We start from the raw sequence: 26,849 nt of genomic DNA, 5'->3' as shown, positions 1-26,849 counted from the left end.
ATTAGCATAATTTGCTAGCAGTTTTGGTAAAAATTTTTCTGCCTTTCTGGTTACGATGTTCTTATCGCTGGCGGCATTGCATATGGTCTTTATGCACGAATGTCGCCAGAACCAGAAACGTAATGGAGTTGGCAATGATATTGACAGATTCTCAATGGCAATCAGCACAGATTGCTACCCGTGTGACCCATGCCGGACGTCGTGATAAAACTCAGCATGGTCCTGTAAATCCACCGGTCGTCCGGGCGTCGACGATGCTGTTTCCCGATGTGGCAGCCTTGCATGCTGCCAGCGGCACTCGTCGCTCTTATGCCCGTCTTGCAACAGAAACTACGCTGGCACTTGAGCAAGCCTTGTGTGCCGCAGAAAGTGCCGCTGCATGTATGCTGACCCCATCCGGCTTGTCTGCCATTACGACCACCTTGCTGGCCTTGCTGAAACCAGGTGATCATCTGCTGATGGTCGATACAGCATATGATCCGACTCGCTTGTTCTGCGACGGATTATTAAAAAATATCGGTGTGACAACGACTTACTATCATCCATTGGTTGGTGCAGACATTGCCAAATGGATGCAGCCGAATACCAAGGTAATTTTTGTTGAGTCGCCTGGATCGCTGACCTTTGAAGTGCAGGATATTCCAGCGATTGCCGCAGTTGCACATGCGCACGGTGCGGTTGTCGTGTCCGATAGCACCTGGGCAACACCGATCGGCTGGTCTTCGTTTGAGTTGGGGATTGATGTTTCGATTCATGCGGCAACTAAGTATATCGTCGGGCATTCAGATGCCTTGATGGGCGCGATCCTGACGACGGAAGCGCTGCATCCGGTGATACGCGACACCTACCGCCAGCTTGGTCTGACGATCGGTAGCGACGATGCAGCGTTGGCTTTACGGGGTTTGCGGACTTTGCCCGCCAGACTGGCTGTTCATCGTGAGAGTGCGTACAAGATAGCTTGCTGGCTACAGACACAACCAGAAGTGGCTGAGGTACTGTATCCGCCATTAGAAAATGCTCGCGGCCACGCACTCTGGAAGCGAGATTTCCGGCCTGAATATGCATGTGGATTAATGGGGCTGGTATTTCACGGCGACATCACTGTACAACAGGTCGCTGCGTTGATAGACCGTACCCGCTTGTTTGGTATTGGGTATAGCTGGGGCGGCTATGAGAGCCTGATTCTGCCAACCGCTCCTTCGCGTTATCGCAGTATTGACGTCGATCAATGGAACGCGCCGATGTTGCGTTTGCACGTTGGTCTGGAAGATGCAGACGATTTACTGGTGGATCTGGCAGACGGGTTTGCTGACTTGCGTGCTATGTCTGTGGCCGCTCAAATAAAAGCGGCCTGAACTCTGTGACATCTGTGAAATCTGCAACATCTTCGATCTCTGGTCGTGAGCAATATTAATGTCATTTCTCGTTACTGATATTAACCAGCAACCCACTGGTAAGCCTTTTGTAGCAGGCTGGCCGGTGGTGGCGTAAATTCTGGTGTATTACTTGCCGGAATCTCATCCATGACCAGATGGCGCATCATGCTCTGATGTTGCTGTTGCCGTACGATTCCTTGACGGTTGAAAGTCGCAATCACATTCGCAATTTTCTCAGTAGCAGTATCGAGATCGAGTTCATAAAAATCCTGGGTTTTTCTGCCCCGGCGATGATGCTGAAACAGCTTCAGAATTTCTTCCAGCGCTCCGCCGCAGTCTTTTGCATGCAATTCGAAGACGCATTCGTAATTCCCTGGAATTGTATGCAGAGTATCGCGATTGAGTTCCATGGCTTTGGCAACACCTGACCGACGCGTTGCGCCAATGCGGTATAGACCCTGACGCAAACCATCGTTTTCTAAGATAAAAATAGTACCTGGTGTGCCATGCATAAACTGCGGCTCGCGGGGCAAGGTTCTGCGGGTTTGATATCCGGAAGTCATCAGGCTACCTTTTCAAGTGTAAAGAGGACGGAGTCCAGTGTACAAAAAGGATGCTGAATGTCAGTGTCGGAATAAGCGCATGCTTACCCGTCTGTTCTTCGATTTAAGATGAGATGCCGATCAGCAATGCAGGCGTATCAATACAAGGCATACCAAGATCAATCAGACCTGACTGCGGTGTCATCACGGTGTCATGTCGCGTGATTATGATTTAAATATCCTACTGAATACTCCTCCAAAGGTAAGGACTTCTTCCCCGCTGATATTGCATCAACGGGGATTTTTTTATGCATAAATTGTTCATAATTAATGCATAAAAAAGCTGAATAAGGCAGGCCAGAAGTCAGCAGATCACTCGATTAGCCTCATCGGTATTGCCTGCCAACTTGTCTGCACTTTTTATCTTCGTCTGATTGATGTCATTCGGCAGGGGGCGTTTCTTCCATCCCCAGCGTTTTGATCCCGCCACTATTGATAAATTCGTTATACATCCAGTCACCTTCACTGTTACTGATGCCATCCGGAACCATACGCTGGGTTTCCGCTTTTCCTGCAAGACTGACTCGCATACTATCTATCCATATCGGTAATGCCAGCGTAGCGCCAAATTCCCTGCCACCCAGAGATTTTGGATCGTCGTAGCCCATCCATGCAACGGCAACGACATTGCCTGCGTAGCCAGCAAACCAACCATCAACAGCGTCACTGGTGGTACCGGTTTTCCCAGCCAGATCGCGGCGACCGAGTTTCTGGCTGGCGGCAGCGCCAGTACCGCTGCGCGTGACTTCTCGCAACATGCTGTCCATGATGAAGGCATTACGGCTATCGATGACCCGTGAATCTTCCTGAGCGATTGCCGGTGCTTTGTTTTCACTGAGGATATTGCCACGCGCATCAGTAATTTTGCTGATCAGCCAGGGAGTAATCTGATAGCCGCCATTGGCAAATACGCCATAGGCAGCGGCTAACTGGACAGGCGTTACTGAGCCTGTTCCCAGTGCCATGGTCAGATTTCCCGGGTGCTTTTCTTTTTCAAAGCCAAAACGTGGGAGCCACTGATGTGCCGCGTCTACGCCAATCGCTTTCAGTATTCTGACGGACACTACGTTTTTAGAGTGAGCCAGTGCTGTTTTCATACTGATAGGGCCATCATATTTGCCGTCATCATTGCGAGGATCCCAACGCAACGCTTCTTCACTGGTCGCAGACAATTGCACGTCATTAATCATGGTCGCAGGAGAAAACCCTTTTTCCAGTGCAGCGGAATAAATGAATGGTTTCAGACTCGAACCTGGTTGACGCCAGGCGCTCGTGACATGATTAAATTTTTTGCGATTAAAATCAAAACCGCCCACAATCGCACGGTAGGCACCAGTTTCTGCATTCAGTGCGACATAGGCGCCTTCTACTTCCGGTATTTGTGTAATCGACCAACGCTTTTTTGCATCCTGCACAACGCGGATGACGGCGCCGGGGACAATTTTCAAGTCTGATTTAGCATTAGACTGCAAGGCACTGGCTGCAAAGCGCAGGCCATCACCACTGAGTTCTACGTTCTCGCCAGAGGCAAGGTCTGCATGTACCGATTTGCTGCTGACATCAGTGACCACTGCCGCCAATAATTTGTCATTCGCCGGATGTTTGCGCAGTTCTTCGTCAATCGCGTCATCTCTTGCTTCTTCGTCAGCGGGTAAGCGGATGAAGGCTTCCGGACCGCGATAGCCGTGACGCTGATCGTAAGCCAGCACGTTGCGGCGCACTGCTTCATAGGCGGCGTCCTGATCTGCTTTTAATAGCGTTGTGTAGACCTTGATGCCCGAGGTATAGGCGAGGTCTTTGTATTCTGCCACGACCCGTTGCCGCACCAGTTCTGCGACATAATCGGCATGGGCGTCAAATTGCTGTTTGCCGGTGATGGTCAGATGTTCTTTGCTGGCCTGATCAAATTGTGCTTCGGTAATCATGCCTTTGTTGAGCATGCTTTTTAATACCAGCATCTGTCTTTGTTTGGCACGTTGCGGATTGACTGCCGGGTTATGGCGCACCGGATTTTGCGGCACTCCCGCCAGCATGGCGGCTTCTGCAATCGTCAATTGATCGAGGGGTTTGCCAAAATAAGTGCGTGCAGCGCTGGAAAAACCGTGGGTGCGTTGTCCCAGGTAAATCTGGTTCATATACAGTTCAAGAATCTGGTCTTTACTCAGTGCCTGTTCGATACGCAACGTCAGCAGAATTTCCCGCAGTTTACGATTGACGGTTTTTTCTTGCGTGAGGAAAAAATTCCGGGCGACTTGCATGGTGATGGTCGATGCGCCCTGATGAAATCCACCGCGCAAATCCGCCAGTACCGCCCGTGCTGCGCCGATAAAATCAATCCCGCCATGTTCATAAAAACGCGCATCTTCGATCGACAGTAAGGCATTTTTCATGAGTGGGGGAATCGATTTAATCGGCACGAAATCCCGGTGCTCTTCTCCAAACTCTCCGATCAGTGCATTATCGGATGTATAGATACGCAACGGAATTTTTGGTTTGTAATCGGTGACGGCATCCAGCGCTGGCAAGTCTGGTGCAAGCACCAGAAATACGTAAGCCAGTACACCTGCAACCGCAGATGCAGCCAGTGCCAGCATGGCGATAATCCATTTCATGTTGTGTCCTTATTCTTCCAGCGTTTGCAACAAATACAGTTTTTGATAAATGCCCTGATCGAGTTGCATCAGGCTTGCATGATTTCCTTGTTCGACCAGTTGTCCGTGATTCAGAACGATGATGCTGTCGGCATCACGTATCGTCGACAAGCGGTGTGCGATGGCAATGATAGTGACGCTGCCACGTAATTCCGTTAATGCAAGCTGTACGATTTGCTCGGTTTCACTATCGATATGTGATGTGGCCTCATCCAGAAACAAGATGCGTGGCTTGCCAGCAAGCGCGCGGGCGATGGCGATCAGTTGCTTTTGTCCCGTAGAAAGTCTGGCTCCACCTTCGCCCAGAGGCGTGTCATAACCATCTTCCAGTTGCAATATGAAATCATGCACATGCGCAGCCTTTGCGGCTGCCATGATATCGGCTTCACTGATATCGCGTCCCATCGCAATATTGTCGCGCGCATTGGCCGCCAGCAAAAATGGTTCTTGCGGCACCAGTCCGACACTGGCGCGGAAATGTGCATCAGAGAACGCGGACAGTGGCTGGTCGTCAATACAGATGCTGCCCGATTGTGCTGTATAAAACCGCAGCAGCAGGCTCATCAGCGTTGATTTACCACTGCCGGTATGACCAACGATGCCATAAAAACTTCCGGCAGGAATATGCAACTGCAGATTGTGCAGTACCGGATGTGCAGGATCATAACCAAAACTCAGATGTGCTATGCGGACTTCTCCATGCTGCATTTGCGCATTGGTATCAGACTGGCTGACGACGGTTTCGTTAAGCAAGGTATTGACGCGGGCGGCGGAGACAACGGCTTGCTGGATTTGTCCGAATTGCAGAGTGATCTGTATCAGCGGATCGACCACGCGGGCAATATAGCTGACAAACGCATACAGAATACCGATTTCAACACCGGAAAAACTACGCTGCCCAAAACAGAAAATCACGATCACGAGTAACACAGCGTTCAGAAAATCCAGTGCCGGGCGGAGCAGCCAGGCATTGGCGCGTAACTCGTCCAGTCTTGCTGCGTAATGCAGCTGATTGGTATCAGCGAAGCGTTTGCCGAAGCGTTGTTCTGCATTACTGGCTTGCAGCGCACTCATACCATTGATGCTCTCTGCCACCTGGGCATTGATCTCACTGCGCAGCTGGCGTGCCTTACTGACCGCCGGTGCGCTCCAGCGTTGATAAAACCAGACGATGATGATGACTGCCGGGATCAGCATCGTGACGATCAGCATCAGCCGCCATTCCAGCCATGCCATTGCGACCAGCGCGCCCAGCACCACGATCGAACTGTCGAGCATCACGAACAAGACTTGTACGTATAAATTTTTGACTGATTCCGTATCGTTGGTCACACGACTGACCAACTGACCCGTAATCGCTTGATCAAAAAATGCCATCGGCAGTCGCAATACATGGCCATACACTTGCTCGCGCAAACGACGCACCGACCGCATTGCCACCCCTGCCAGACGGGTTAATTGCAGATAGCGCAGCCAGGTGGCCGCCCAACCTGTCAGCACATAGCCTGCGAGTAACAGTAGCACCAGCGGCCAGTCCATCTGATGTGGTAACAGGTAGCGATCAATAAACGCTTTGCCGAGCAGAGGGCCGACCGCTTCCAGACCTGCGGCAATCAGCAGGAACAGGATGCCGGCAATCACATGGTGTTTTTCAGGATGTGCAGCGTTGACCAGTAATTGCACCGCGAGCTGTTTTTCGGTGCGATGTCTGATATTGGGTTGTTCAGGCTGCATTCAGACTTGCCTCCAGTTGCTGATAGCGCCACTGCGATGCATACCATTGTTGCCGCTCAAGCAGTTGTTGATGCGTGCCTTGCTCGGTAATCTTGCCATCGCGCAGGACGATGATTTGATCTGCATCCACCACAGCACTGAGACGATGGCTGACGATGACCGCGCTGCGTTCAGTGCCTTGCGCATGTGTTTGTAATCGCAAACGGGCCAGATGTTGCAGGATGCGGGTTTCGGTATCGGTATCGACGGCAGACAATGCATCATCGAGCAAGAGCAGGGGACTGTCGGTCAACAGTGCTCTCGCAATCGCCACACGCTGGCGCTGGCCTCCAGACAAGGTTACGCCGCGTTCGCCGACGGGAGTGTCGTATCCCTGCGGAAAGCGCAGAATATCGTCGTGTACCGCTGCCAGCGTTGCGGCATGGATGATTTGCTCGCGTGTTGCAGCTGGATTGCTGAGGGCAATATTGTCTGCAATCGACGCAGAAAATAAAAAAGGCTCTTGTGCTACCCAGTTGATCGCGCGGCGCAGTGCATGCAGAGGATAGGCTGACAACGGATGTTCACCCCAGCAGATGCGACCATGCCCGGTCTCTATCTGGCGCAGCAAAAGCCGGATGATGCTGGATTTGCCCGAGCCGGTAGGGCCGACGATCCCCAGCGTTTGTCCCGGTGCAATACGCAGACAGATATCTTCCAATGCTGCTTGCACCTGACCAGGATAAGTGAAACTGATGTGTTGCAACTCCAGCAGGCCAGCAGGAGGATGACTGAGTGTGCCTTTGTCTTCGATCGATAAGGGCTGCGATAACACAGGTTCCAGGCGGTTCCAGGCGGCTTTGCCACGCTCCAGTAACGATAATACCCAGCCAGCGGCAAACATCGGCCAGATCAGTTGCCCGAGATACATGGTAAAGCTGGTCAGTGCGCCGATCGTGATGTCACCGTGCCAGACCAGATAACCGCCAACCCCCAGTGTCAATGCTCCGGCAGAGGTAAGGGCAATACCGACCGCTGGCTCATACGCGGCTTCCCAGCGCTGTGCCGACAGGCTCGCTGCTGCGGCCTGTTCAGCGAGTTCGGCAAACTGCGCCGCGCTGCGCTGCTCAAGACCCAGTGCCCGTAAAGTGCGCACACCGGCCAGTGTTTCCTGTACCTGCTCATTGAGTTTACTGAAACGATCCAGCGAGTCGCGGGAGGCTTCGTGTACGTGATGGGTGATGTTTCTGAAGGCCCACGCCATGAAAGGAAATGGCAGCAGGGCAGCCAGTGCCAGACGCCAGTCAACGCCGAGCAACATCATGCCAATGACCAGTGCGAAGGTCAGCGAACCATCGAAACCCGCCAGCGCTGCTTCGCCTGATGCCAGTTCAATCGCATCGGCATCATTGGTGCCCAATGCCATCAGATCGCCAGTTCTTTGCTGCTGAAAAAAACCGGCACCTTGCACGCTCAGACGCTGATACAGACGGGTACGCAGTTCCACCCCGAGTTGATAAGAGGCTGTGAACAACTGCATGCGCCAGCCCACGCGCAGGAAGTAAATAGCAGCTCCCATGGCGAGTAGCCAGCCGAGTTCTGTCAACAAAGCGCGCTGATCCAGCTGATGTGAGACCATGCCATCAATGACGGTACCGACACGGCGCGGTATCCAGACTGTCATCACTGCCACTGCAGCCAGCATGGCACCTGCCGCCGCATAATGTCGCCAGTGCTGACGGATAAATTGTCGTAATAATTGAAACAGCGTCATGCACATTCTTAAATAAAATCCGCTCTCCGGCACAGGAAAACGGATTAGGTGAATGATTCATCCATGTCTGACACGCAATCGAAACGGCGTAGCAATCAGGAAGTGTTGAATACTAAAAAATTCAACCAAAGATATAGCCTGCAATTCAGTTTAATGTCTGGTCAAACGCCCATTATCGCACTTCGGACTGTTTCTTTTTGAAACAGATGTAGTTGATGTTTTCCGGTGTATTCGGTACTTCGGTTGAATACGGTGTCTTCTGCCTGTTCCCTGTCTGTTGTGGTCTGATTTTTCTCGTCAGTGTTAATGAATCAGGACTGGTACAAAATTATCCAGGTGGTGTGGTGGCTCATTGTTGTCAAGTTTTGTGTAAGCCGGTACTTTCTTCGCTGCGACACACTGCGATGACAATTCTATGTTTGTCTTCTGTGTGAAGAGTTGTAACAAAAAACTTTTAATGAGAATAATTCTCATTTATAATGTTGTGTGATTATATTTACTTCGTATTGCAGCAGCCAGCAACGACTCTTTTTGTCAGCCAGCCATTTCTGTTATTCATCATTGGCTTACTATAAAAGAGGAAACAAATGAAACACCGTCTGACACCGTTAGCGACTGCATTACTCACAGCCGTTGCGGCTCCTGCAATAGCACAAACAGCGCCTGCCGTACTACCTGAAATCAAGGTGCAGGAGCGTGCTGATAAAGATAATTATGCCGCAGCCACATCGACTATCGGCAATAAAGCTGGTGCTGACATGCGCGATATTCCCCAGACTGTGAATGTGGTGAATCGGGCGGTGCTCAATGCGCAGGCGGCAACGACCATGAGCGAAGCCTTGCGCAATGTTCCCGGGATTACCATCTCTGCCGGCGAAGGCGGGCAGATCGGCGACAATATCAATCTACGTGGCTATTCTGCCAGAACGGACGTGTATCTGGATGGCTTCCGCGATCGAGGTCAGTACAGCCGTGATACCTTTAATCTGGAAGCGGTCGAAGTATTAAAAGGGCCTTCGTCGATGCTGTTTGGACGTGGCTCTACCGGCGGCGTGATTAACCAGTCAAGCCGTAAACCCAACCTTCGGGCAAGTGGTGAAGTGACTGCCACGATCGGTACAGACAGCTACTATCGCAGTACACTAGATCTGAACCGTCCATTGTCCGAGACATCCGCATTTCGCGTAGACGCTTTTGTGCAAGATAGCGAGTCAACACGCGATGTAGTGCAGAACAAGCGTTTTGGTGTTGCGCCCTCATTGCGACTGGGCATCGGAACGCCAACCGAAATTATTTTGTCTGCATTTATTCAACGTAATAAAGATATTCCCGATTATGGTTTTCCTGTTGTGAATGGCAAGCCCATCAACGCTCCTGCCAGTCGTTACTACGGTTATACCGATGACCGGTATGATCAGGACGCATCGATTGCCAGCGTCAGTATCAAACATAAAATCGATAAAGATACGACACTGCAAAACAGAACACAGTATGCTAAATACACAACCACGGCGTCGCCTACACGGGTCAACGTGACGGGTACTTATCCTGTTGGTATTGCTTTGGATAAAATTGTGGCCGTATATAACCCTGGTGATCGTGTGATTGACGATAGTTCTTTCGTGAATCAGACCGACCTGATTGTGAAGCGGAAACTGGCTGGCGTGCAGCATACCTTCACCAGCGGGCTGGAGTTGGCGAAAGATAAGTATGCCAATGCCGGATATACCTGGAGCGGGCTTGGTAACGTCAATCTGGCTGCTCCTTTGTATGTGGCCAAGCCCGCAACAGCGGTGCGTACTGCCAGTACGCAAACGGATTCAGATGCAACGTCGGTTGCGCTCTACCTGAACGATCAGATTGATCTTGATCCACAATGGAAGCTGGTGGCGGGTGTACGTTGGGATCGTTACCGCGCTTCACAGTCTGCATACAGTTACAGTACCAAAGTCAGAACAGATTTATCCCACACCGATAACATGCTGAGCACTCGTGCTGGTCTGATCTGGCAGCCGACAGAAATGCAGTCTTACTATGTATCCTACGGAACATCATTCAATCCTTCGACAGAAACGCTGGCTTTATCCGCATCGAATGTCAATCTCGATCCCGAGAAAAACAAATCGATAGAGCTTGGTACCAAGCTTGATTTTCTGGACGGGAATCTGAGCCTGAACGGCGCTGTTTTCCGCGTCCAGAAAACCAATGCCCGTACGACCGATCCGCTGACTTCGGTCGTGACCTTGTCCGGTGATACTCAAGTGCAGGGTATTGAACTCGGCATCGTTGGTCGCGTTACTTCTGCATGGCAAGTGATGGCCGGTTATACGCTGCTGGATGGCAAAATCAATGCGCTCAAAGAAACCAGCGGCGGCATTTCTGCGGTCGGTAAAACCCTGCCGAATACTCCACGTCATAACGTCACATTATGGAGTACATTCAGTCCCGCTCAGCAGTGGGAAATCGGCGGTGGTGTGCTCTATGCATCCAGACGTTATCTGAATAATTTTGAAACAGCTTATGTCGATGGTTATCACCGTTATGACGCGACGATTGCGTATAAACAAAAAGACTATGACATTCGTTTGAACTTACAAAATCTGACGGACGAATATTATTTTGAAACAGCATCCAGTGGTCGCGCCACGCCAGCAAAAGGGCGTGGAGTACTACTGACGTTTGCCTATCGTTTCTGATTTTTATCATGACCGTCTGAGTAGCGATAGCGGTCATTGCGCAAACTAGCCTGACCAGCGATTTACTGACGTCGTACACTGGTCAGATTTTTTCTGGCGTGAAGAATCTCTTGCATATTTCTCCCCATGTGTACGAGCTTCATCACTCCATTTTTCTTTGTCAGGACTGACGCAAAGCCGCCACAACGGCGTGAGAATTCTTTGTTGTAGAGTGCCTCACCAGAACCGTAGCAGCCCCTTACCAGTGCTGCTGCCTTCGTTGCCCGCCTTGCTGACATCATTGTGCGTCAGCCCTATTTAATTCTGATTGATATGTTGATTACGATTCCTGATATTCTGAGTGTAGATGACATCAATTTTTGCCGTGACCAGTTAAACCAGGCGCAATGGGTTGATGGGCAAGTGACTGCTGGCTATCAAGGCAGTCTGGTAAAAAATAACTGGCAACTGCCAGAAGGCGGGCCGCACGCATTGCGGCTCGCTGATCTGATTCTTTCAGCGCTAGAAAAACATCCGCAATTTATCAGTGCCGTGTTACCGGCGATAGTCTATCCGCCTATGTTTAATTTGTATGGTGGCGGACAGTATTTCGGGGAGCATGTTGATAATGCCGTCAGGCTCTTACCGGGTACGGGAAAAAAAATCCGTACAGACGTTTCCTGTACTCTGTTTTTATCCGATCCCGATGAATACGATGGTGGCGAACTGGTCATCGAAGATACCTATGGCAGCCACCGCATTAAACTCCCTGCGGGGCATATGGTAGTGTATCCATCGACCAGTTTGCATCGTGTCACGCCGGTCACGGAAGGAGTCCGGCTAGCTTCATTTTTCTGGACTCAAAGCATGATCAGGGATGATGGTCAGCGCGCCTTGTTATATGGCATGGATGGTGCGATCCAGAAACTGAATGCGAGCGGTGCAGATGCCGAAGCGATCGTGCAATTGACGGGGCATTATCACAATTTGCTCAGGATGTGGGCGGAGACCTGAGTGCTCATCAACGACGCGATTGTTGTTGATGAGGTGTAGCGTAAATGAGCTGTATCCTTGATATGAATCTCGTTCAGATCAAGGATTTTTGGCGGTCTTCATTGGTGCAGCAACATGGCGGCGTATCCAGACTTGCATGTCTTGCCAGATGCGCAGTACTTCGGTATCAGGCGGCATTTGCGTTGCATTTGGCAACTCTATCGTGACGACCGGAATATCTTTGTGCAGCCCACTGTAATTTCCTAATGAACCCGGATATACGCCAACACGGTTATAAATCAGTCGGCCAAAACGGTTCGGTGGCGTGGTCGGACCATCGAAATCCAGAACGCCAAATGGTGCATGTACGGAGATAATCACATCCGGTTTGTATCGCTCAATGGTGTCATATACCCAGCGGCTTTCAGGTTCAGAAATCGGCGTTTTCCCAGGGTAACGACGTGGGTCACTGCGGGTCACGCGAGCCCAGTAATTTGGTGCTTCTTTTTGCCAGTTTGGTGTCGGGAAATTACGATTCAGATCAATGCCCCGCGCATTCACACGCTTGGGCTTTGGTGCCATCAAGCCATCAGGGTTAACGATAGGCGCGATTTTCCAGTTGAATTCCTGTGCACCGGGTTTTTGCATTAACTCCATCCATTTGAATACAATCGAAGACGCTGTTTGCTCATCGCCATGTATACCGCCGAGCAATAAAATTCTGATCGCATGGGGATGTTTGGTATCAGCGTTGATATCGCGCGCCAGCACCGGAAAACCATTCAGCGACGACGCACCAGTAGGATTGAGTTTGCTGCTGCGACAATCATTGAGCGATACTTTGGGTAGCCGTGCCACCAGCGGTGGGCACCAGTCGTTTGCAGTTTTGGCTTTGTTGTTAGCAGCCGCTTGGGCAGGATTGATGGAGAGCGCTGCCAGGCCACAGAGAGCCAGCAGCGGTATCGTTTTCAGTATGTGTTGCACAATCAGTTGCTGGCAGCCGGATGCAATGAATTCACTTCTCGACAAACTCCATTGCATCGCGGCTTCAACTCCTTGAATAGTAAAAATTACAGCCCGGCAGCAGCGCGCAAGATGGCAGCTTTATCTGTGCGCTCCCAAGTGAACTCCGGCTCTTCACGACCAAAGTGACCATACGCCGCTGTTTTGGAGTAAATCGGACGCAGCAGATCCAGCATCTGGATAATGCCTTTCGGACGCAGGTCAAAATGTTCATTGACCAGTGCAGCGATTTGCTCATCCGGGATTACGCCTGTACCTTCGGTATACACCGTAACGTTCATCGGACGTGCCACACCGATTGCATACGCAACCTGAATCTGGCATTGACGTGCCAGACCAGCAGCGACGATATTTTTCGCAACATAGCGTGCGGCGTATGCAGCGGAACGATCAACCTTGGTAGGATCTTTACCGGAGAACGCGCCACCGCCGTGCGGGCAGGCACCACCGTAAGTATCGACGATGATTTTACGACCAGTCAGACCGCAATCACCTTGCGGGCCACCGATCACGAAGCGACCGGTAGGATTGATCAGGTATTTGGTATCTTGCAGCCATTCTTTCGGCAGCACTGGTTTGATGATTTCTTCAATCACCGCGTCGATGAAAGACTGCTTCATCTTGCTGGATGTCTCGCTTTGATCCGGGCTGTGCTGGGTCGATAAAACAACTGTATCAATGCTGTGTGGCTTGCCATCGACATAGCGCATGGTGACCTGGGATTTGGCATCCGGACGCAGGAAAGGCAGGCGGCCATCCTTACGCAGTTGTGCCTGACGTTCAACCAGACGATGTGAGTAGTAAATCGGTGCTGGCATTAATTCTGGTGTTTCATCGCACGCATAACCAAACATCAGGCCCTGATCACCGGCGCCGATGTTCAGGTAGTCATCGCTGGCGCGATCCACGCCCTGGGCGATGTCATTTGATTGCTTGTCGTACGCCACCAATACTGCACAGCCTTTGTAATCGATGCCGTATTCAGTATTGTCGTAGCCGATGCGCTTGATGGTGTCACGTGCGACCTGAATGTAATCTACATTGGCCTGCGTGGTGATTTCGCCAGCCAACACCACCAGACCGGTATTGGTCAGGGTTTCAGCAGCAACGCGGGAATAAGGGTCTTGTTCGAGAATCGCGTCCAGAATCGCATCAGAAATCTGATCCGCAACTTTGTCTGGATGTCCTTCGGATACGGACTCGGAGGTAAAAAGAAAATCATTTGCCATCGCAGGCTCCTGTAAAAAATGACCGTAAAAAATGTGCCGCAGTCGGTGAGAGAACCTGCGACGCTTTAGCGGAATTTATATACCGCCTCGCAAGTTGTCTGTTAACTCGGCGGTAGCATTGCTGTCAGAACCTCAACAGTCAGCCAATGTGTGATATTTTACGCCTTCTATTCGACGTGTGTCGAATACCCCTCAATTTTTCACTGATTCTTGAGCAGCATCATGCTTGTCACTTTATTCCGATTTTTATCAATTTTTCCACTTTCGGTACTGCATTTTGCAGGATCGTCATTAGGCTGGATGGTGTATTTGCTGTCGGCATCGTATCGCCGTCGTATGCAGGAAAACATGGCGCGTGCTGGTGTTTCCGGACATTTACATGCTGCGGTCAGGGAGGCGGGGAAGAATATTCTGGAGCTGCCGTTTATCTGGTGCGCCAGACCTGAGCGTGTATTACGGACGGCGAGTGTCGAAAACTGGGCGCTGGTGCAGGCGGCGCTGGATGCAAAAAAAGGGGTGATATTTTTAACACCTCATCTGGGCTGTTTTGAAATTGTGGCGCAATTTATTGCTACCAGAACAAAGTTGACGGTTTTGTATCGTCCACCCCGTAAAGATGCATTAAAGCCACTGATTGAAGGGGCACGTGCCCGCGATAATTTATTGCTGGCGGCGGCCAATCTGTCCGGCGTACGGATGATGGCGAAGGCCTTGAAAAAAGGTGAGCCGATAGGATTATTGCCTGATCAGGTACCGCAGGAGGGAGAGGGTGTCTGGGCTGATTTTTTTGGTAAGCAGGCCTATACCATGACGCTTTCTGCCAAATTGCACAGCATGACAGGTGCGCCGATCATCCTGACGTATGCAGAGCGCCTGCCGTTGGGACGTGGTTATGTGGTGCGATTTGTACCGTTTGAAGAAGAGTTGGGCAGCGATGCAACGCAACAGGCAACAGCAATTAATCGTGCAATGGAGAAACTGATTGCACAAACACCGGCGCAGTATTTCTGGAGCTATAACCGTTACAAAAAGCCTGATGGTGTGGACGGTCCTGAAAGCAGCAACAATGGCAACAACAGTAACAATGGCAACAACAGCGACGATGGCAATAACACAGCGTCAACGCAGGAGCAGGCATGAGACTGGTGTTGGCGTTGATGTGGTTGCTGCACTGGTTGCCTCTGCCTATTCTGGGGCGACTGGGCGAAGCGGTCGGGCGCCTGTTGTTTCGTCTGATCAAAAAGCGCCGGCATATCACACTGACCAATCTGCGCCTTTGCTTGCCGGATCTGAGCGAAGAAGAACGAATGCAGATTGCCCGTCGCCATTTTGAAGTCTACGCCCGCAGCGTGCTGGAACGCGGGATTCTGTGGTGGTCATCTGAGGCTCGATTAAAAAAGCTGATTCAGCTTGATCCGGCAGTACCGCTGGCAACGATACAAGCGGGACCGACGATTCTGATGTGTCCGCATTTTGTTTGTCTTGATGTAGCGGGGGTGGCGGTGATGCTGGAATCGTCTTTATGTTCGATTTACACCCGACAAAGCAATGCCGTTTTTGATGAGGCCCTGCGTAAAGGTCGTTCGCGTTTTCGTCCGGTGAAATTATTTTCGCGTGCAGAAGGCGTAAAGCCGATTATTCGTGCGATGCGCGAAGGTTTGCCTTTTTTTATGCTGCCGGATATGGATTTTGGCGCCAAGGATGCGGAATTCATTCCTTTTTTTGGCGTGCCTGCCGCAACGCTGACCGCAGTACCAAGAATCGCTGCGACGACCAAAGCCAAAGTCATTCCCGTCATTGCGACCATGTTGCCGGATTATCGTGGCTGGAAGGTGGCGTTCCGCGAACCGTGGGAGAATTATCCGGGTGAGGATATCAACGCGGCAACGCGTTATATGAATCATTATATTGAGCAAGAAATTCTGAAGTCGCCAGCCGAATATTTCTGGGCGCACAAGCGCTTTAAAACCCGGCCACCGGGTCAGCCATCGGTATACGATTGAGCCAGGATGGATGCAGGACTCAGTGATCGAAGTGTTGTGAATCTGCATTGACACTGACCAGACCTACGCTCTACAATCGCGGCACAGGTGCTCAGGGGCGCCTGCCCGCTCAAGAGGCTCTCACCCTGCAATCCATTCTTTTTAATGTGATGAATCCAGGTTTCGTTTGACGTCAGCGGGTCGTCGATAAGCGAACAGGAGTCTTATCATGTTAATACCTCGTTATTGTCTTTCCGTTTTGTCGGCGTTCTCCGCAGACGCTACATATCTCACATCCTTGCTTCCTTCCGCAAATATGGCTAGCGCGATGGCGGTATCAGTTTCACGTTCAGTTTTATGCTCAGCTTCATGTGCAATGCCAGCGTCAGGAGCATCCGTATGAATGCGCTGACCACTGAAATCAAAACACGCGCTCGGTTATTGCTGAACTTGCTGGAGACTGGCCAACATGCAGCGCAAAAACGTGCGCTGATACTCAGTCGTCAGCGTGGCTGGACGATGCCCGAGACCTGGCAATTACGGCATTGCCTCAATTTGGCCGCTGCAGATACGGGTTTCCAGCATTGGGAACATGCCCGCCACGTATTGGGGGCAGAAGCTGCTGCGACTGATGATATGGGCGATTTCTGGCATGGTAGCGAAGTCGGTGGATACACCAATCACTGGTACGCCAGTTACGCAGACGCTGTACGACAATTGCAAGTGGATCCTTCTGCTTATCTGTTGCCATATCGGCGTCAGTATGTTGTGGTGCGGGCAGAATATCTTCTGGCATTAGGACTCAGTACCGAAGAGGCTTGCTGGCAGCCGATTGCACATGATCTGGTCGGTGGGTACGGTAGTGCGAGCTGGTTGCAACTGGCGCAACAACGTTTGCAGAGCAGTCGTACCGAGCGTTTTCATGCAGTCTGGAATGCCAGTCAGGCTGCGCTGGAGGTCGAATCAACTGCTGCCGAAGCCGACCGTGTGATGGCTTCTTTTATTCAGGATGGGCGTCTGTTGAAAATTCCTGAACAGCGTAAAAAGCGTCTGGTGATTTTGCGCTGGCTGGCAGCGCAATTGCAGGAAGGGCGGCCATATCCGGAAGCGGAGCTCAACCAGTTTTTTCTGCAATTTCACGAAGATTATGCGACCTTACGTCGTGAAATGATCGCCAACGCATTGATGCAACGCGACAAGGCAGTGTACTGGCGTATTTGAAATAATAGTCAATAAAACAGATACTCCCCCATGTTTAAGTATAAAAGTATCATCCCGACGAGATAATATAAGCGGGAGTTTTTTATACTAGGGGGAGTATATTTTTATGAATATTCAGGCGACATGATCATGGTCGAATTTTTTCTCTGCTTCGGTCAGGTGCGAGATCAGGATATGAGAAATGATGTTGACCCCGATGCCGGCAAAAATCGCCGGTATAACATACAGCGCGACCGAGACTTCTGAGGTAAAAATCATGTCGTCCATAGGTGATAACGAGCTTTTTGCCATTATTTTTAAAAGCTGCAACAGAAAAATATTGATGGCGGAAATCACAATCAACAGCACGCCAAATAACAGCACCGTTTTGCGTGAAATAGACTGTTTCCACATCATGTAAGCGTAAATGCTGATGGGGAAGACGAAGGTAAACAATATCAGGAGGAAAAACTCTGTTTCTACAAAGACAGATTGTTTCATTGCGATGAAATTTTTAGTGATAAAAAACAGATCAGGACATCAAATCCATCTGATGTCCTGATTTAAACACGCAATTGTAACGGGCTTGCTTCAGCCCGGCGCTATCTTGTAAGCAAGTGTTGTGGCTAACCGCATCGTGCGATCACAGCGCTTCCAGCAGTTCTGTTTCATGCGCCAGCAAGCTGTTGGCAGGCAGCGACGGTAGCTGTTTCAGACGCTCATACACAGGGGTGAAGTCGGGAGCGGTTCCATCGAATAATTGCTGAAAGTCGTCGATCACGAAATAGGTTTCCTGATACGTATCGATTTTATACAGTGTACGCAGACAGCGCTCAATGTCGAGACGCAGATGATGCGAATGCGTGCCGCGACTCAGACAATATTCCACTTCACCTGCCGACGATAAAATCCCGGCGCCATAAATACGCAGCCCTTCCGGTGTATTGATCAATCCGAATTCCACTGTGTACCAATACAGACGAGCCAGATAATCAAGGCCGCCAAGCGACATGGCTTTGAGGCCGCCCTTACCATACAACTGCATATAGTCCGCAAATACCGGATTGAACAGCATTGGAACATGGCCGAAATAATCGTGAAAGACATCTGGCTCAACGATGTAATTAAATTCTTCCGGCGTGCGCAGCCAGACTGTGACCGGGAAACGACGATTGGCCAGATGTTCAAAAAAAGTCAGCTCAGGAATCAACCCGGGAACAGCGACGATCGTCCAGCCTGTGGCCTTGAATAAGGCATCCGAGGTCTGTGTAAAATCGGGAATGCCGTGGGCGGCATCCATTTTTTCGAGGGCGTCGATAAATTCCTGACAGGCACGCCCCGGCAGCAATGCCGCTTGTCGCTGGTACAGTTTGCGCCATAGCGCGTGTTCTGCTTCAGTGTACGCATCCCAGTGCTGTTGCACCACATAGCGGGCATCGGCCTGGCTATAGTCTCCGCGTAAAGCGGCACCGTCAGATTTTTCTGCTACGGTAGCCAGAAATTCCTCATTGGAAACTGTTGCTGTCGTCATGATTATTCCTTTATTCAACTACTTGTACACCATGCAAACACATGCAAATCAATGTAAATCAATGCAAACCAAATTGATACAGAAGTGATGTATCAGTGATTGAATTCTTGCGCGTAGTGCAAGGTGTCGCCAGGGTATGGCGATACAAAAAAGGCCAACAGGTGATTCGCCCTGTTGACCTTGTCGATTCTATGCAGAATTATGCTGGTGTTTTATCGTCTTTCAATACACCGCGTCGTATCTGATCGAGCTCAATCGATTCAAACAGGGCGCGGAAATTTCCCTCGCCGAAACCCTGATCGCCTTTACGTTGAATAATTTCAAAGAAGATCGGGCCGATCACTGTCGTGGTGAAAATCTGCAACAACAATTCGCGGGAATGTTCAGTGCTCTTACCATCAATCAAAATCCGCAGTTTGCGCAATTCTTCCAGGCGCTCGCCGTGTCCCGGCAGGCGACGGTCCACCAGATCGTAGTAGGTTTCTATCGTATCCTGGAATGCCACGCCATTGGCTTTCATGCCGCTGACAGTGTCATACACATTGTCTGTACCCATCGCGATATGTTGCACGCCTTCGCCGTGGTACAGGTCGAGGTATTCTGCGATCTGGGATTTATCATCCGAGGATTCGTTGATAGGAATACGGATTTTGCCGCAAGGCGAAGTCATTGCTTTTGATTTCAGACCAGTGTGTTTGCCAGCGATATCGAAGTAGCGGATTTCGCGGAAATTGAACAATGTTTCATAGAAATCTGCCCATTCTTTCATGCGACCGCGATGGACGTTGTGCGTCAGATGATCGATGTAAGTCAGGCCGCTGCCGACAGGGTTCGAATCCACGCCTGGCAATGCAACGAAGTCGGCATCGTAAATACTGATATTGCCGATAGCACCATCTTGCGCACCATCTTTACCATGCCAGCGATCGACAAAATAAATCAGCGAGTCGCCGATGCCTTTGATCGCAGGAATATTCAGTTCCATCGGGCCGGTTTTGTTATCAAAGCCCCATGCGCCCAGATCCAGCGCACGTTTGTAAGCGGCGTTAGCATCGTTGACGCGGAACGCAAACGCACAAACGGAAGGGCCGTGTTTGCGGGCAAATTTTTGAGCAAAAGAATCAGGTTCGGCATTGATGATGAAGTTCACGCCACCTTGGCGATACAGGGTGACATCCTTGGTGCGATGTTTGGCAATGGCGGTAAAGCCCATCGTGACAAACAGTTCGCCGAGTGCTTTCGGATCAGGTGCTGCGTATTCGATAAACTCAAAACCATCGGTGCCCATGGGGTTTTCCCAAGTCTGGAATGTCATGCCTGTCTCCTGTATAAATTTGTCATTTTCCGCATCAGAATCGTCTTTTTTTGAATCAGTTTTGATGCAGATCAAGCTCTCAGTATAGTCCGCGAAACGCGCCATAAAATTTCAAAATAACCCAAACATTGCGGAATTTACGCAATAATATTGCTCATTATTTATATTAATTGGCAGAATCTAATGTCTATAGAGTTGGATAAAATTGATAGAAAAATTCTGGCGATTTTGCAGGCCGATGGTCGGCTAACGAATCAGGAGGTTGCCGAACGTATTAATCTGTCGCCTTCACCATGCCTGCGGCGTATCAAGCGTCTGGAAGAGAGTGGGGTGATACGTAAATATGTCGCCTTGCTGGAGCCAGCGCGGATAGGTCTGGGTTTGCTGGCGTATGTTAATGTGCGGTTGGAGAAGCATAGCGACAACCCGGGTAAGGGGATGTCACGTTCACCACGGGATGATTTTTCAGTCTCGGTGGCGCAATGGCCGGAGGTCGTTGCCTGTTATGCCATGACCGGAGAAATGGATTATCTGCTGCGTGTTCATGTCGAAGACATGAATCATTTTTCACGCTTTATGATGGAGACATTATTGCGCCATCCTGCGGTGCTGGACGTGAAGTCCAGCTTTGCCTTGCAGCAGATCAAGGAGACGACCGCCTTACCCGTGCTCAGTCAGACTTAACTTCCGGCACACCGGCTTCTGCATCGTTTTTATGTGCGTCATGATGGGTGTCGCGGTGAGTATCCCGTATGCCTGGCAAGTGCCGGAGCCATTTAACGGCAGCGCGGGTATTTGCCTTGATGGTGTAATCAATCGCTGCAAATTGCTCTTGCACCGCTTCCTTGAGGACGCTGGAGGCATCGGCGGGCATGAGCTTCAGGTAGGCATCGGCTTCGCCATATTCCCTGAAAATCTCCATGCCAGCTTTTTTGGCAATATGAATCATTGTCTGATTTGACGACAGGCAATGCATGTAGAGTGTGTCAATTCCGTCATTACGGCAATGTATCGCGCCACGTTCAAATAATTTGGAGCCAACACCTTTACCGCGTGCGGAACTCGATACCGATACGCCAAATTCTGCAACGGCATCTTTGTCGCTATCTTCGTCTTCTTGGCTGCGCGCTGCATAAGCCAGATGACCGACACCAACCAGGCGGAAATGGTGACTGACGACACCGAATACTTTGTCGCGGGAAAAATCGATGCCTTCTACATATTTTTCTATCATCGGGTCTGGCAGATACGTGCCAAAACGCAGCAGACGATCGCTTTCTTCCAGCGCCAGAAAATGCTTCAGTATGCGATGCCGGTCTTTCGCAGAGAGTTCTTTGACGTAAATCGCAGAAGTGGTTTTGGCGTCAGCCGGTTGGCGGTTGCCTTCGGGGAAAATGTCGGAGGTATTCATGATGATTCCTTAATGCAACTGAATTTGTGCAGTGCACAACACATTGTAGGCGATCTGTTCAGATTATTCCAGAAAACATTGAATTTGAGGGACTTACGATATATTTTTAAGATGTTGCACTGCAAAAATTCTGGCCTCGCGTATGGCTTCTGGTATGCGCTGCGGCTGTGCTGCACACTGGCGTGCAATCTCCCCACCATTGACTTGCTGCGCTGCATGTAAAGTCTGTTCCAGCCATGCTGTTTGCGGGAACTGGATGTTGTCCAGACCACTACGTCCAAAGCAGTCGCACTCCGCTGCTCGCAACATAGCAAGAAAACGCTGTGGTTTGCGAAAGGCATCATTGCGCGTCAGCATATCCACAATGGTGGCAGGACGCATTTCCAGAGCGCGGCCGACATTGCCATGATCGCGCGCCGTCATGAAGGCCAGATCACGGCACTCGGACGGAACTTTCAGACGCTGACATACCTGATCTACCAACTTCGCGCTGCGTTCCTCATGACCATGATGTGCAGGCCACAGCTCTGGTGGTGTCGTTCCTTTGCCCAAGTCATGTAATAACGCGGCAAAGCGTATCGGCAGGGGATATCCTTGTTGCGCGGCATAATCAACAACCAGCATCACGTGTACGCCGGTATCAATCTCCGGATGATATTTTGCAGGCTGAGGCACACCCCACAATGCATCGAGTTCTGGCAGGATACGTTGCAGGGCACCACAGGCTCGCAGCACTTCAAACATGCGTGATGGCTTGACCTCCATGAGCCCACGTGCCAGCTCCTGCCATACTCTTTCCGGTACCAGCGCATCGACTTCACCTGCGGCGACCATTTTTTGCATCAGCGCTAATGTCTCATCAGCCAGCGTAAAGTCGTTGGGAGGGACCGAAAAGCGCGCCGCAAATCTGGCTATTCGCAGAATTCTGACCGGATCTTCGGTAAACGCCTCCGAGACATGGCGAAATACACGCTGATGCAGATCGCTCCGGCCACCAAACGGATCGGTAATCTGCCCCTGATCGTCCTGTGCCATCGCGTTGATGGTCAGATCGCGCCGGATCAGATCCTGTTCCAGCGTGACATGTTCATCAGTATGAAAGACAAAACCTTTGTAACCTGCGGCAGTTTTGCGCTCGGTTCTGGCAAGCGCATATTCTTCGTGCGTTTTTGGATGTAAAAACACAGGAAAATCCTTGCCTACCGGCTGATATCCGGCAGCCAGCATACGCTCCGGTGTCGAGCCGACAACCACATAATCCCTGTCCTGTACTGGCAAGCCGAGCAGGGCATCGCGGACGGCGCCGCCAACGGTATAAATTTTCATTGCTTTTTGTGGCGCGTTACTTGTTTGCGTGTGGATCATGTTCTGTCATGGCTTCGCTGATCCACTGCGCAACGGCAGGATGCGCAATGACGCGATTGACATAGCCTTGCAGCGCAGGTGCCAGTGATACATCGTAGCTGCGAAAGCGCATTACCACCGGAGCGAAATACGCGTCTGCAATCGAAAACTCACCAAACAGAAACTCATGCGCGCCATACGTCGACAAGCAGTTTTCCCAGATTTCACTGATACGGCCGATATCGGCCTGAGAACCCGGTGTTCTGCCTTTGCCGGGATGAAAGCCCTTAATATCCATTGGCATATCCGAACGCAATGCACCAAAGCCGGAGTGCATTTCTGCGCAAACACTGCGTGCCGTGGCGCGTGCTGCAATATCTTCTGGCCACATATTGATGTTGGGGAATTGTTCCGCAACGAATTCGCAAATCGCCAGCGAATCCCATACCGTGATGTCATTGGCCAGCAAGACAGGAACACGTCCTGCCAGTGAATATTCTGCAATTTGCGTAGCGGTATCCGGTTCGTAGAGGTCGATACGGACTTCTTCAAATGGAATGCCAAAAGCGCGTAAAGCGACCCATGGACGCATCGACCAGGAGGAATAATTTTTATTGCCGATCACCAGTTGCATACGTGATTTTTCACCACTGAGCATGGCAGCGAGGGCAGGGTGCATTTCTGTGTCTTGCATGATGTTGTCCTAAGGAAGTTCGGCATCACTGGCAGACATACCTTTAGGCACCACGGTGCCCAGGCGTGTTTTCAGTGATTGTGGTTTTTTTTCAAATAACGCAGCGTAGTAAGTCGCATTCGACAACACATTTTTTACATAGCCACGGGTTTCAGCAAAAGGAATCGTTTCCGCAAAAATAGCACCCTCAACCGGGCGCGTCAGTTTAGAACGCCAGGCGCGTGGTCTGCCGGGACCTGCGTTATAGGCAGCAGAAGCCAATGCCTGCGAACCACCGAGATCGGTCAGTACCATATTCAGATAATTGGTACCAAGAGCAATATTGGTATCAATATCATTGACCTGTTCCGGTACGAAATTCCCCAAGCCGATTTTTTTTGCTACGTAACGCGCAGTCGCTGGCATGATCTGCATCAGGCCGGATGCGCCAACATGGGATTTCGCGTTCATGATGAAGCGCGACTCCTGGCGGATCAGGCCATAGACCCACGCCATGTCGAGTCCCAGCGATTGCGTGGTTTTATACATGCTTTCATTAAAGGGTGTTGGGTAGCGCTGGCTGAAGTCCAGTTCTCCCTTGGTCCTGTCCGAGGTATTGACCATGCGGTCCAGCAGATTATTCTGACGTGCCAGTTCGGCAGCAGCCAGATGCTGGCGTTCATTCATTTTACGTAGTTCCCAGTTCCATTCACGCGTACCTTCCATGCGCAGATTCATGGCATAGAATTTCAATGCGCGTTGCAGGTTCGGGTTTTTTTCCATCGGCGCGATTTCTTCTGCCGTGACGGGGCGGCTTGCCAGTGGCGCACCGATTTTCTGGCCGTTTTCTTCCAGTGCCAGCTGACCATAAAAATGCATCTGTTCGGCAATACTGTTAAACAGCGTACGTGCTTCTTCCTGCCTGCCTTCAGCTTTCAGCGCCCGGCCTAACCAGTAAATCCAGGCGGGATCATTTTTCAGGGATGCTGGCATGGCATTGATCGTATTTTTGACCAGTTTCCAGTCACCTTCACGCAAGGCTGTGCGAACGCGCCACTGATATGCTTCGTTGGTCAACGGCGCGCCTTCGGCACGTACCCAGTAGCCAAGTGCATCGGGTTCCAGTTTTAAGGCTGACTGAAGTGCGATCTGTGCCCATGCGAGTGCACGTTCACTATCGCTGAATTTCGCACTGAAACGGGACAAAATGCTGGCTGCCTGTTCGGGATCATTCTTGGCCAGGCGTCCGAGTGCGATGATGAATAACTCATGTGCTGCGCGTCCGCTGTCAGGTTCTTTTTTGAGCAAGGCGGAAGGTTTTTCTATGGCTTCAGCCACACGCTTTTCACTGACATCCATCAGTTTTGCCAGTCTTTGCGCCAGCGACAAGGCACTGTTTTCGCCCGCCATACGTACCTGTGACCACAGATCGTTTTGACTGAACTGGCCGTTGTCTGCCAGAAACGCGACCAGTGCATGGCAACCTTCACCGTAATCACGCGGCGCGGTCAGCAGATTGCGTGCTTCGTTCGCGACCTTTTGTTGTCTCACGGCTTTGGATAGCAGCGCATAACAACGCAGTTGATTGTCATCTGCGACAACAAATTGCGGATACTGCTGATCAAACAGATCCCATTCACCCCGTTTGCCCAGCAACAGCAGCCAGTCGTTGCGCATACGGTCGGCGATGGCACTGCCTTCGTATTTATTGATGAATTCCCGTATTTCGGTATTGGATGCTTTGTATAAACGCGGACGTAGCCGATAGTAATCAACATAGGACGGAATGTCATAGTTCCGGAGCGCCGCCGCATGTTGCTCGGCGGCCTCAGGGTCATCATGAAATGCGGCATCGCGCAGTGCCATGAAGCGATCATCATCGTTGATAAAACTCTTGGGTGATTTTGCGGCATAAGCTGGCTGTGCCATGCTTAAGCCTGCTACCATCAAGACACTCAGGCCAAGGCCAGTTAAACTATTTTTCACAGACATCTTTGCACAGTGTAAAAGAAACATTTTTGACAGTATGACACAGCCTATCAGCAGCGCACACCAGCCAGGACAAGATGCATCGCAAATCCGCGCAGAGTTGCGTCAATTCTTATTGCAACAGCGTCGCGCTGTGGATGCATCCCTGCGCCATCAGTGGGATCTGCAGATAGCGCATCGGTTGTTGGTCTGGTGCCGCCAGAATGCGCCAGCCAGTCTTGGCGTGTATTGGCCGATACAGGCAGAACCGGATTTGCGCGATTGTTATCAGCAGCTCAGCGATAGCGGCATCGTACTTGCATTGCCGCTGGTACAGAAAAAAAATACCGCTTTACGCTTTTTAGCGTGGCGACCGGGTGATCCCATGAGCGTGGACGGTTATGGCATTCCTGTTCCTGAGCAGAGGGAGCACTGGATTCAACCCGCGGCCTTACTGATTCCCTGTGTGGGCTTTAATGCGCAGCGTTACCGTTTGGGATATGGCGGTGGTTATTATGATCGTACACTGGAGCATGAACCACGACCCGTGACCGTTGGAGTGGCTTATCGTTGTGCCGAGGCAAATTTTCCAGCAGAAGCCCATGATATTGCGATGGATGTAATACTGACTGATGCAGCATGAGTTGTGATGTTTTCCAAAGCACAGGAAGCTTGCCTGATCTCACCGGGGCAATGTTGCATAAATTCTATGAATGATGTTGATTAACCTGAAGGAAAGATGATGAAGCTGATTGGTATGCTGGATTCCCCTTACGTGCGCCGTGTGGCCATTTCGTTGCAGTTACTGAACCTGCCATTTGAGCATCAGTCGCTCTCCGTGTTCAGGACATTTGATCAGTTTCAGCAGATTAACCCTGTGGTCAAGGCACCGACGCTGATCTGTGACAATGGTGAAGTGCTGATGGATTCGGGTTTGTTGCTGGAATATGCCGAAGCGCTGGCCGCGCCGCGTAGCCTGATGCCTGCTAATTTACCGGAGCGGCAGCATGTATTGAGGCTGATTGGTTTGGCGCTGGCGGCCTGTGAAAAAAGTGTACAGATCATTTATGAGAAAAACCTGCGGCCGTCAGAAAAACTACATCAGCCCTGGATTGAGCGTGTCACTGGACAATTACTGGCAGCATACGATGCGCTGGAAATGGAGTTGCGACAACAGCCGCTGCGCATTCAACGTCAAGAGATACATCAGGGTGCCGTGACAATGGCCGTGGCATGGTATTTCAGCCAGCAGATGGTGCCTGATCTTGTGCCAGCACAGCGTTACCCTCTGCTATGTGATTTGTCTGCACAAGCGGAGGCTTTGCCGGAATTTCAGGCGGCGCCACATGGCGACAGTACCTATCGTCAGGCTTGAAACGTCTGGCGCAG

Annotated in this window: 23 protein-coding genes; 9 read left to right on the top strand and 14 right to left on the bottom strand. The window is 50.8% G+C overall.

Translation table 11 applies throughout. The features are described 5' to 3' along the window. Window positions 1-134: 134 nt before the first annotated feature. Window positions 135-1,355: a cystathionine beta-lyase gene (gene metC, locus ACO0LB_RS10635; protein ID WP_423049078.1), complete on the top strand. Its 1,221-nt coding sequence runs from the start codon at window positions 135-137 to the stop codon at window positions 1,353-1,355. 80 nt (window positions 1,356-1,435) lie between these two features. Here metC and ACO0LB_RS10630 read toward each other — a convergent pair whose 3' ends face one another. From ACO0LB_RS10630 to ACO0LB_RS10615, 4 genes are all read right to left on the bottom strand, one after another. Further along, window positions 1,436-1,939 carry a hypothetical protein gene (locus tag ACO0LB_RS10630; protein WP_423049077.1) on the bottom strand — a complete coding sequence of 168 codons (504 nt, stop codon included), beginning with the start codon at window positions 1,937-1,939 and terminating at the stop codon, window positions 1,436-1,438. 419 nt (window positions 1,940-2,358) lie between these two features. Further along, complete coding sequence (locus ACO0LB_RS10625) at window positions 2,359-4,590, bottom strand: penicillin-binding protein 1A (RefSeq protein WP_423049076.1); 2,232 nt, start codon at window positions 4,588-4,590, stop codon at window positions 2,359-2,361. 9 nt (window positions 4,591-4,599) lie between these two features. Beyond that, a complete protein-coding gene (locus tag ACO0LB_RS10620; protein WP_423049075.1) occupies window positions 4,600-6,363 on the bottom strand; it encodes an ABC transporter ATP-binding protein in 1,764 nt (587 codons plus the stop codon). Beyond that, window positions 6,353-8,116: an ABC transporter ATP-binding protein gene (locus ACO0LB_RS10615; RefSeq protein ID WP_423049074.1), complete on the bottom strand. Its 1,764-nt coding sequence runs from the start codon at window positions 8,114-8,116 to the stop codon at window positions 6,353-6,355. The genes ACO0LB_RS10620 and ACO0LB_RS10615 overlap by 11 nt, the downstream gene beginning before the upstream one ends. Window positions 8,117-8,703: 587 nt before the next feature. Here ACO0LB_RS10615 and ACO0LB_RS10610 point away from each other — a divergent pair. Further along, a complete protein-coding gene (locus ACO0LB_RS10610) occupies window positions 8,704-10,812 on the top strand; it encodes a TonB-dependent receptor (protein ID WP_423049073.1) in 2,109 nt (702 codons plus the stop codon). 62 nt (window positions 10,813-10,874) lie between these two features. Here the strand turns inward: ACO0LB_RS10610 and ACO0LB_RS10605 are convergent, their stop codons facing one another. Then, on the bottom strand, window positions 10,875-11,093 hold the full coding sequence (locus ACO0LB_RS10605; protein WP_423049072.1) for a hypothetical protein: 219 nt from the start codon (window positions 11,091-11,093) through the stop codon (window positions 10,875-10,877). A 31-nt stretch (window positions 11,094-11,124) separates the two neighbouring features. On the opposite strand from ACO0LB_RS10605, the gene ACO0LB_RS10600 reads away from it, so the two are divergent. Next, the gene (locus tag ACO0LB_RS10600) at window positions 11,125-11,805 is read left to right on the top strand and encodes a Fe2+-dependent dioxygenase (protein ID WP_423049138.1); all 681 of its coding nucleotides are present in this window, start codon (window positions 11,125-11,127) and stop codon (window positions 11,803-11,805) included. A gap of 78 nt (window positions 11,806-11,883) precedes the next feature. On the opposite strand, the gene ACO0LB_RS10595 is transcribed toward ACO0LB_RS10600, so the two are convergent. Both ACO0LB_RS10595 and metK read right to left on the bottom strand, forming a co-directional pair. Beyond that, window positions 11,884-12,825, bottom strand: coding sequence for a M14 family zinc carboxypeptidase (locus ACO0LB_RS10595; protein ID WP_423049071.1), 942 nt, complete (start codon window positions 12,823-12,825; stop codon window positions 11,884-11,886). A 29-nt stretch (window positions 12,826-12,854) separates the two neighbouring features. Continuing rightward, window positions 12,855-14,036, bottom strand: a complete 1,182-nt coding sequence (metK, locus tag ACO0LB_RS10590) for a methionine adenosyltransferase (RefSeq protein ID WP_423049070.1) — start codon at window positions 14,034-14,036, stop codon at window positions 12,855-12,857. Between the two features lie 222 nt (window positions 14,037-14,258). Between metK and ACO0LB_RS10585 the strand changes: the two genes are divergently transcribed. From ACO0LB_RS10585 to ACO0LB_RS10575, 3 genes are all read left to right on the top strand, one after another. Further along, window positions 14,259-15,176 carry a lysophospholipid acyltransferase family protein gene (locus ACO0LB_RS10585; protein ID WP_423049069.1) on the top strand — a complete coding sequence of 306 codons (918 nt, stop codon included), beginning with the start codon at window positions 14,259-14,261 and terminating at the stop codon, window positions 15,174-15,176. Then, window positions 15,173-16,039 (top strand): lipid A biosynthesis acyltransferase, encoded by an 867-nt coding sequence (locus tag ACO0LB_RS10580; protein WP_423049068.1) that lies wholly within the window; start codon window positions 15,173-15,175, stop codon window positions 16,037-16,039. The genes ACO0LB_RS10585 and ACO0LB_RS10580 overlap by 4 nt, the downstream gene beginning before the upstream one ends. Window positions 16,040-16,417: 378 nt before the next feature. Beyond that, window positions 16,418-17,239, top strand: a complete 822-nt coding sequence (locus ACO0LB_RS10575) for a DUF2087 domain-containing protein (RefSeq protein ID WP_423049067.1) — start codon at window positions 16,418-16,420, stop codon at window positions 17,237-17,239. Between the two features lie 114 nt (window positions 17,240-17,353). On the opposite strand, the gene ACO0LB_RS10570 is transcribed toward ACO0LB_RS10575, so the two are convergent. From ACO0LB_RS10570 to hppD, 3 genes are all read right to left on the bottom strand, one after another. Beyond that, window positions 17,354-17,719 (bottom strand): hypothetical protein, encoded by a 366-nt coding sequence (locus ACO0LB_RS10570; RefSeq protein ID WP_423049066.1) that lies wholly within the window; start codon window positions 17,717-17,719, stop codon window positions 17,354-17,356. A gap of 142 nt (window positions 17,720-17,861) precedes the next feature. Continuing rightward, a complete protein-coding gene (gene phhA, locus ACO0LB_RS10565) occupies window positions 17,862-18,749 on the bottom strand; it encodes a phenylalanine 4-monooxygenase (RefSeq protein ID WP_423049065.1) in 888 nt (295 codons plus the stop codon). A 199-nt stretch (window positions 18,750-18,948) separates the two neighbouring features. Continuing rightward, complete coding sequence (hppD, locus tag ACO0LB_RS10560; protein ID WP_423049064.1) at window positions 18,949-20,064, bottom strand: 4-hydroxyphenylpyruvate dioxygenase; 1,116 nt, start codon at window positions 20,062-20,064, stop codon at window positions 18,949-18,951. 183 nt (window positions 20,065-20,247) lie between these two features. Here hppD and ACO0LB_RS10555 point away from each other — a divergent pair, with 183 nt between their 5' ends. Next, window positions 20,248-20,748, top strand: coding sequence for an Lrp/AsnC family transcriptional regulator (locus tag ACO0LB_RS10555; RefSeq protein WP_423049063.1), 501 nt, complete (start codon window positions 20,248-20,250; stop codon window positions 20,746-20,748). Here the strand turns inward: ACO0LB_RS10555 and ACO0LB_RS10550 are convergent. The 4 genes from ACO0LB_RS10550 to ACO0LB_RS10535 all read right to left on the bottom strand — a co-directional run bounded on the left by ACO0LB_RS10550 (window position 20,735) and on the right by ACO0LB_RS10535 (window position 25,484). Continuing rightward, window positions 20,735-21,475 carry a GNAT family N-acetyltransferase gene (locus tag ACO0LB_RS10550; protein ID WP_423049062.1) on the bottom strand — a complete coding sequence of 247 codons (741 nt, stop codon included), beginning with the start codon at window positions 21,473-21,475 and terminating at the stop codon, window positions 20,735-20,737. The two genes, ACO0LB_RS10555 and ACO0LB_RS10550, sit on opposite strands and share 14 nt — an antisense overlap. Before the next feature lie 93 nt (window positions 21,476-21,568). Beyond that, entirely contained in the window at window positions 21,569-22,801 is a 1,233-nt protein-coding gene (locus ACO0LB_RS10545; RefSeq protein ID WP_423049137.1) for a multifunctional CCA addition/repair protein, read from the bottom strand. A 16-nt stretch (window positions 22,802-22,817) separates the two neighbouring features. Continuing rightward, complete coding sequence (locus ACO0LB_RS10540; RefSeq protein WP_423049061.1) at window positions 22,818-23,513, bottom strand: glutathione S-transferase family protein; 696 nt, start codon at window positions 23,511-23,513, stop codon at window positions 22,818-22,820. 9 nt (window positions 23,514-23,522) lie between these two features. After that, the gene (locus tag ACO0LB_RS10535; protein WP_423049060.1) at window positions 23,523-25,484 is read right to left on the bottom strand and encodes a transglycosylase SLT domain-containing protein; all 1,962 of its coding nucleotides are present in this window, start codon (window positions 25,482-25,484) and stop codon (window positions 23,523-23,525) included. Window positions 25,485-25,518: 34 nt separating this feature from the next. On the opposite strand from ACO0LB_RS10535, the gene ACO0LB_RS10530 reads away from it, so the two are divergent. Further along, window positions 25,519-26,103, top strand: coding sequence for a 5-formyltetrahydrofolate cyclo-ligase (locus ACO0LB_RS10530; protein ID WP_423049059.1), 585 nt, complete (start codon window positions 25,519-25,521; stop codon window positions 26,101-26,103). A 99-nt stretch (window positions 26,104-26,202) separates the two neighbouring features. Further along, entirely contained in the window at window positions 26,203-26,835 is a 633-nt protein-coding gene (locus tag ACO0LB_RS10525) for a glutathione S-transferase (protein WP_423049136.1), read from the top strand. Window positions 26,836-26,849: the final 14 nt, after the last annotated feature.

Source organism: Undibacterium sp. SXout7W (genome assembly GCF_049339385.1).
GTDB lineage: Bacteria > Pseudomonadota > Gammaproteobacteria > Burkholderiales > Burkholderiaceae_D > Undibacterium.
Note: the sequence above shows the minus strand (reverse complement) of the source record. Positions and strands in the feature narration are given on the sequence as shown.

Coding starts and splice junctions, on each gene's coding strand:
- metC (WP_423049078.1), top strand. CDS start 135: ATGATATTGACAGATTCTCAATGGCAATCAGCACAGATTGCTACCCGT.
- ACO0LB_RS10630 (WP_423049077.1), bottom strand. CDS start 1,939: ATGACTTCCGGATATCAAACCCGCAGAACCTTGCCCCGCGAGCCGCAG.
- ACO0LB_RS10625 (WP_423049076.1), bottom strand. CDS start 4,590: ATGAAATGGATTATCGCCATGCTGGCACTGGCTGCATCTGCGGTTGCA.
- ACO0LB_RS10620 (WP_423049075.1), bottom strand. CDS start 6,363: ATGCAGCCTGAACAACCCAATATCAGACATCGCACCGAAAAACAGCTC.
- ACO0LB_RS10615 (WP_423049074.1), bottom strand. CDS start 8,116: ATGACGCTGTTTCAATTATTACGACAATTTATCCGTCAGCACTGGCGA.
- ACO0LB_RS10610 (WP_423049073.1), top strand. CDS start 8,704: ATGAAACACCGTCTGACACCGTTAGCGACTGCATTACTCACAGCCGTT.
- ACO0LB_RS10605 (WP_423049072.1), bottom strand. CDS start 11,093: ATGATGTCAGCAAGGCGGGCAACGAAGGCAGCAGCACTGGTAAGGGGC.
- ACO0LB_RS10600 (WP_423049138.1), top strand. CDS start 11,125: ATGTTGATTACGATTCCTGATATTCTGAGTGTAGATGACATCAATTTT.
- ACO0LB_RS10595 (WP_423049071.1), bottom strand. CDS start 12,825: ATGCAATGGAGTTTGTCGAGAAGTGAATTCATTGCATCCGGCTGCCAG.
- metK (WP_423049070.1), bottom strand. CDS start 14,036: ATGGCAAATGATTTTCTTTTTACCTCCGAGTCCGTATCCGAAGGACAT.
- ACO0LB_RS10585 (WP_423049069.1), top strand. CDS start 14,259: ATGCTTGTCACTTTATTCCGATTTTTATCAATTTTTCCACTTTCGGTA.
- ACO0LB_RS10580 (WP_423049068.1), top strand. CDS start 15,173: ATGAGACTGGTGTTGGCGTTGATGTGGTTGCTGCACTGGTTGCCTCTG.
- ACO0LB_RS10575 (WP_423049067.1), top strand. CDS start 16,418: ATGAATGCGCTGACCACTGAAATCAAAACACGCGCTCGGTTATTGCTG.
- ACO0LB_RS10570 (WP_423049066.1), bottom strand. CDS start 17,719: ATGAAACAATCTGTCTTTGTAGAAACAGAGTTTTTCCTCCTGATATTG.
- phhA (WP_423049065.1), bottom strand. CDS start 18,749: ATGACGACAGCAACAGTTTCCAATGAGGAATTTCTGGCTACCGTAGCA.
- hppD (WP_423049064.1), bottom strand. CDS start 20,064: ATGACATTCCAGACTTGGGAAAACCCCATGGGCACCGATGGTTTTGAG.
- ACO0LB_RS10555 (WP_423049063.1), top strand. CDS start 20,248: ATGTCTATAGAGTTGGATAAAATTGATAGAAAAATTCTGGCGATTTTG.
- ACO0LB_RS10550 (WP_423049062.1), bottom strand. CDS start 21,475: ATGAATACCTCCGACATTTTCCCCGAAGGCAACCGCCAACCGGCTGAC.
- ACO0LB_RS10545 (WP_423049137.1), bottom strand. CDS start 22,801: ATGAAAATTTATACCGTTGGCGGCGCCGTCCGCGATGCCCTGCTCGGC.
- ACO0LB_RS10540 (WP_423049061.1), bottom strand. CDS start 23,513: ATGCAAGACACAGAAATGCACCCTGCCCTCGCTGCCATGCTCAGTGGT.
- ACO0LB_RS10535 (WP_423049060.1), bottom strand. CDS start 25,484: ATGTCTGTGAAAAATAGTTTAACTGGCCTTGGCCTGAGTGTCTTGATG.
- ACO0LB_RS10530 (WP_423049059.1), top strand. CDS start 25,519: ATGACACAGCCTATCAGCAGCGCACACCAGCCAGGACAAGATGCATCG.
- ACO0LB_RS10525 (WP_423049136.1), top strand. CDS start 26,203: ATGAAGCTGATTGGTATGCTGGATTCCCCTTACGTGCGCCGTGTGGCC.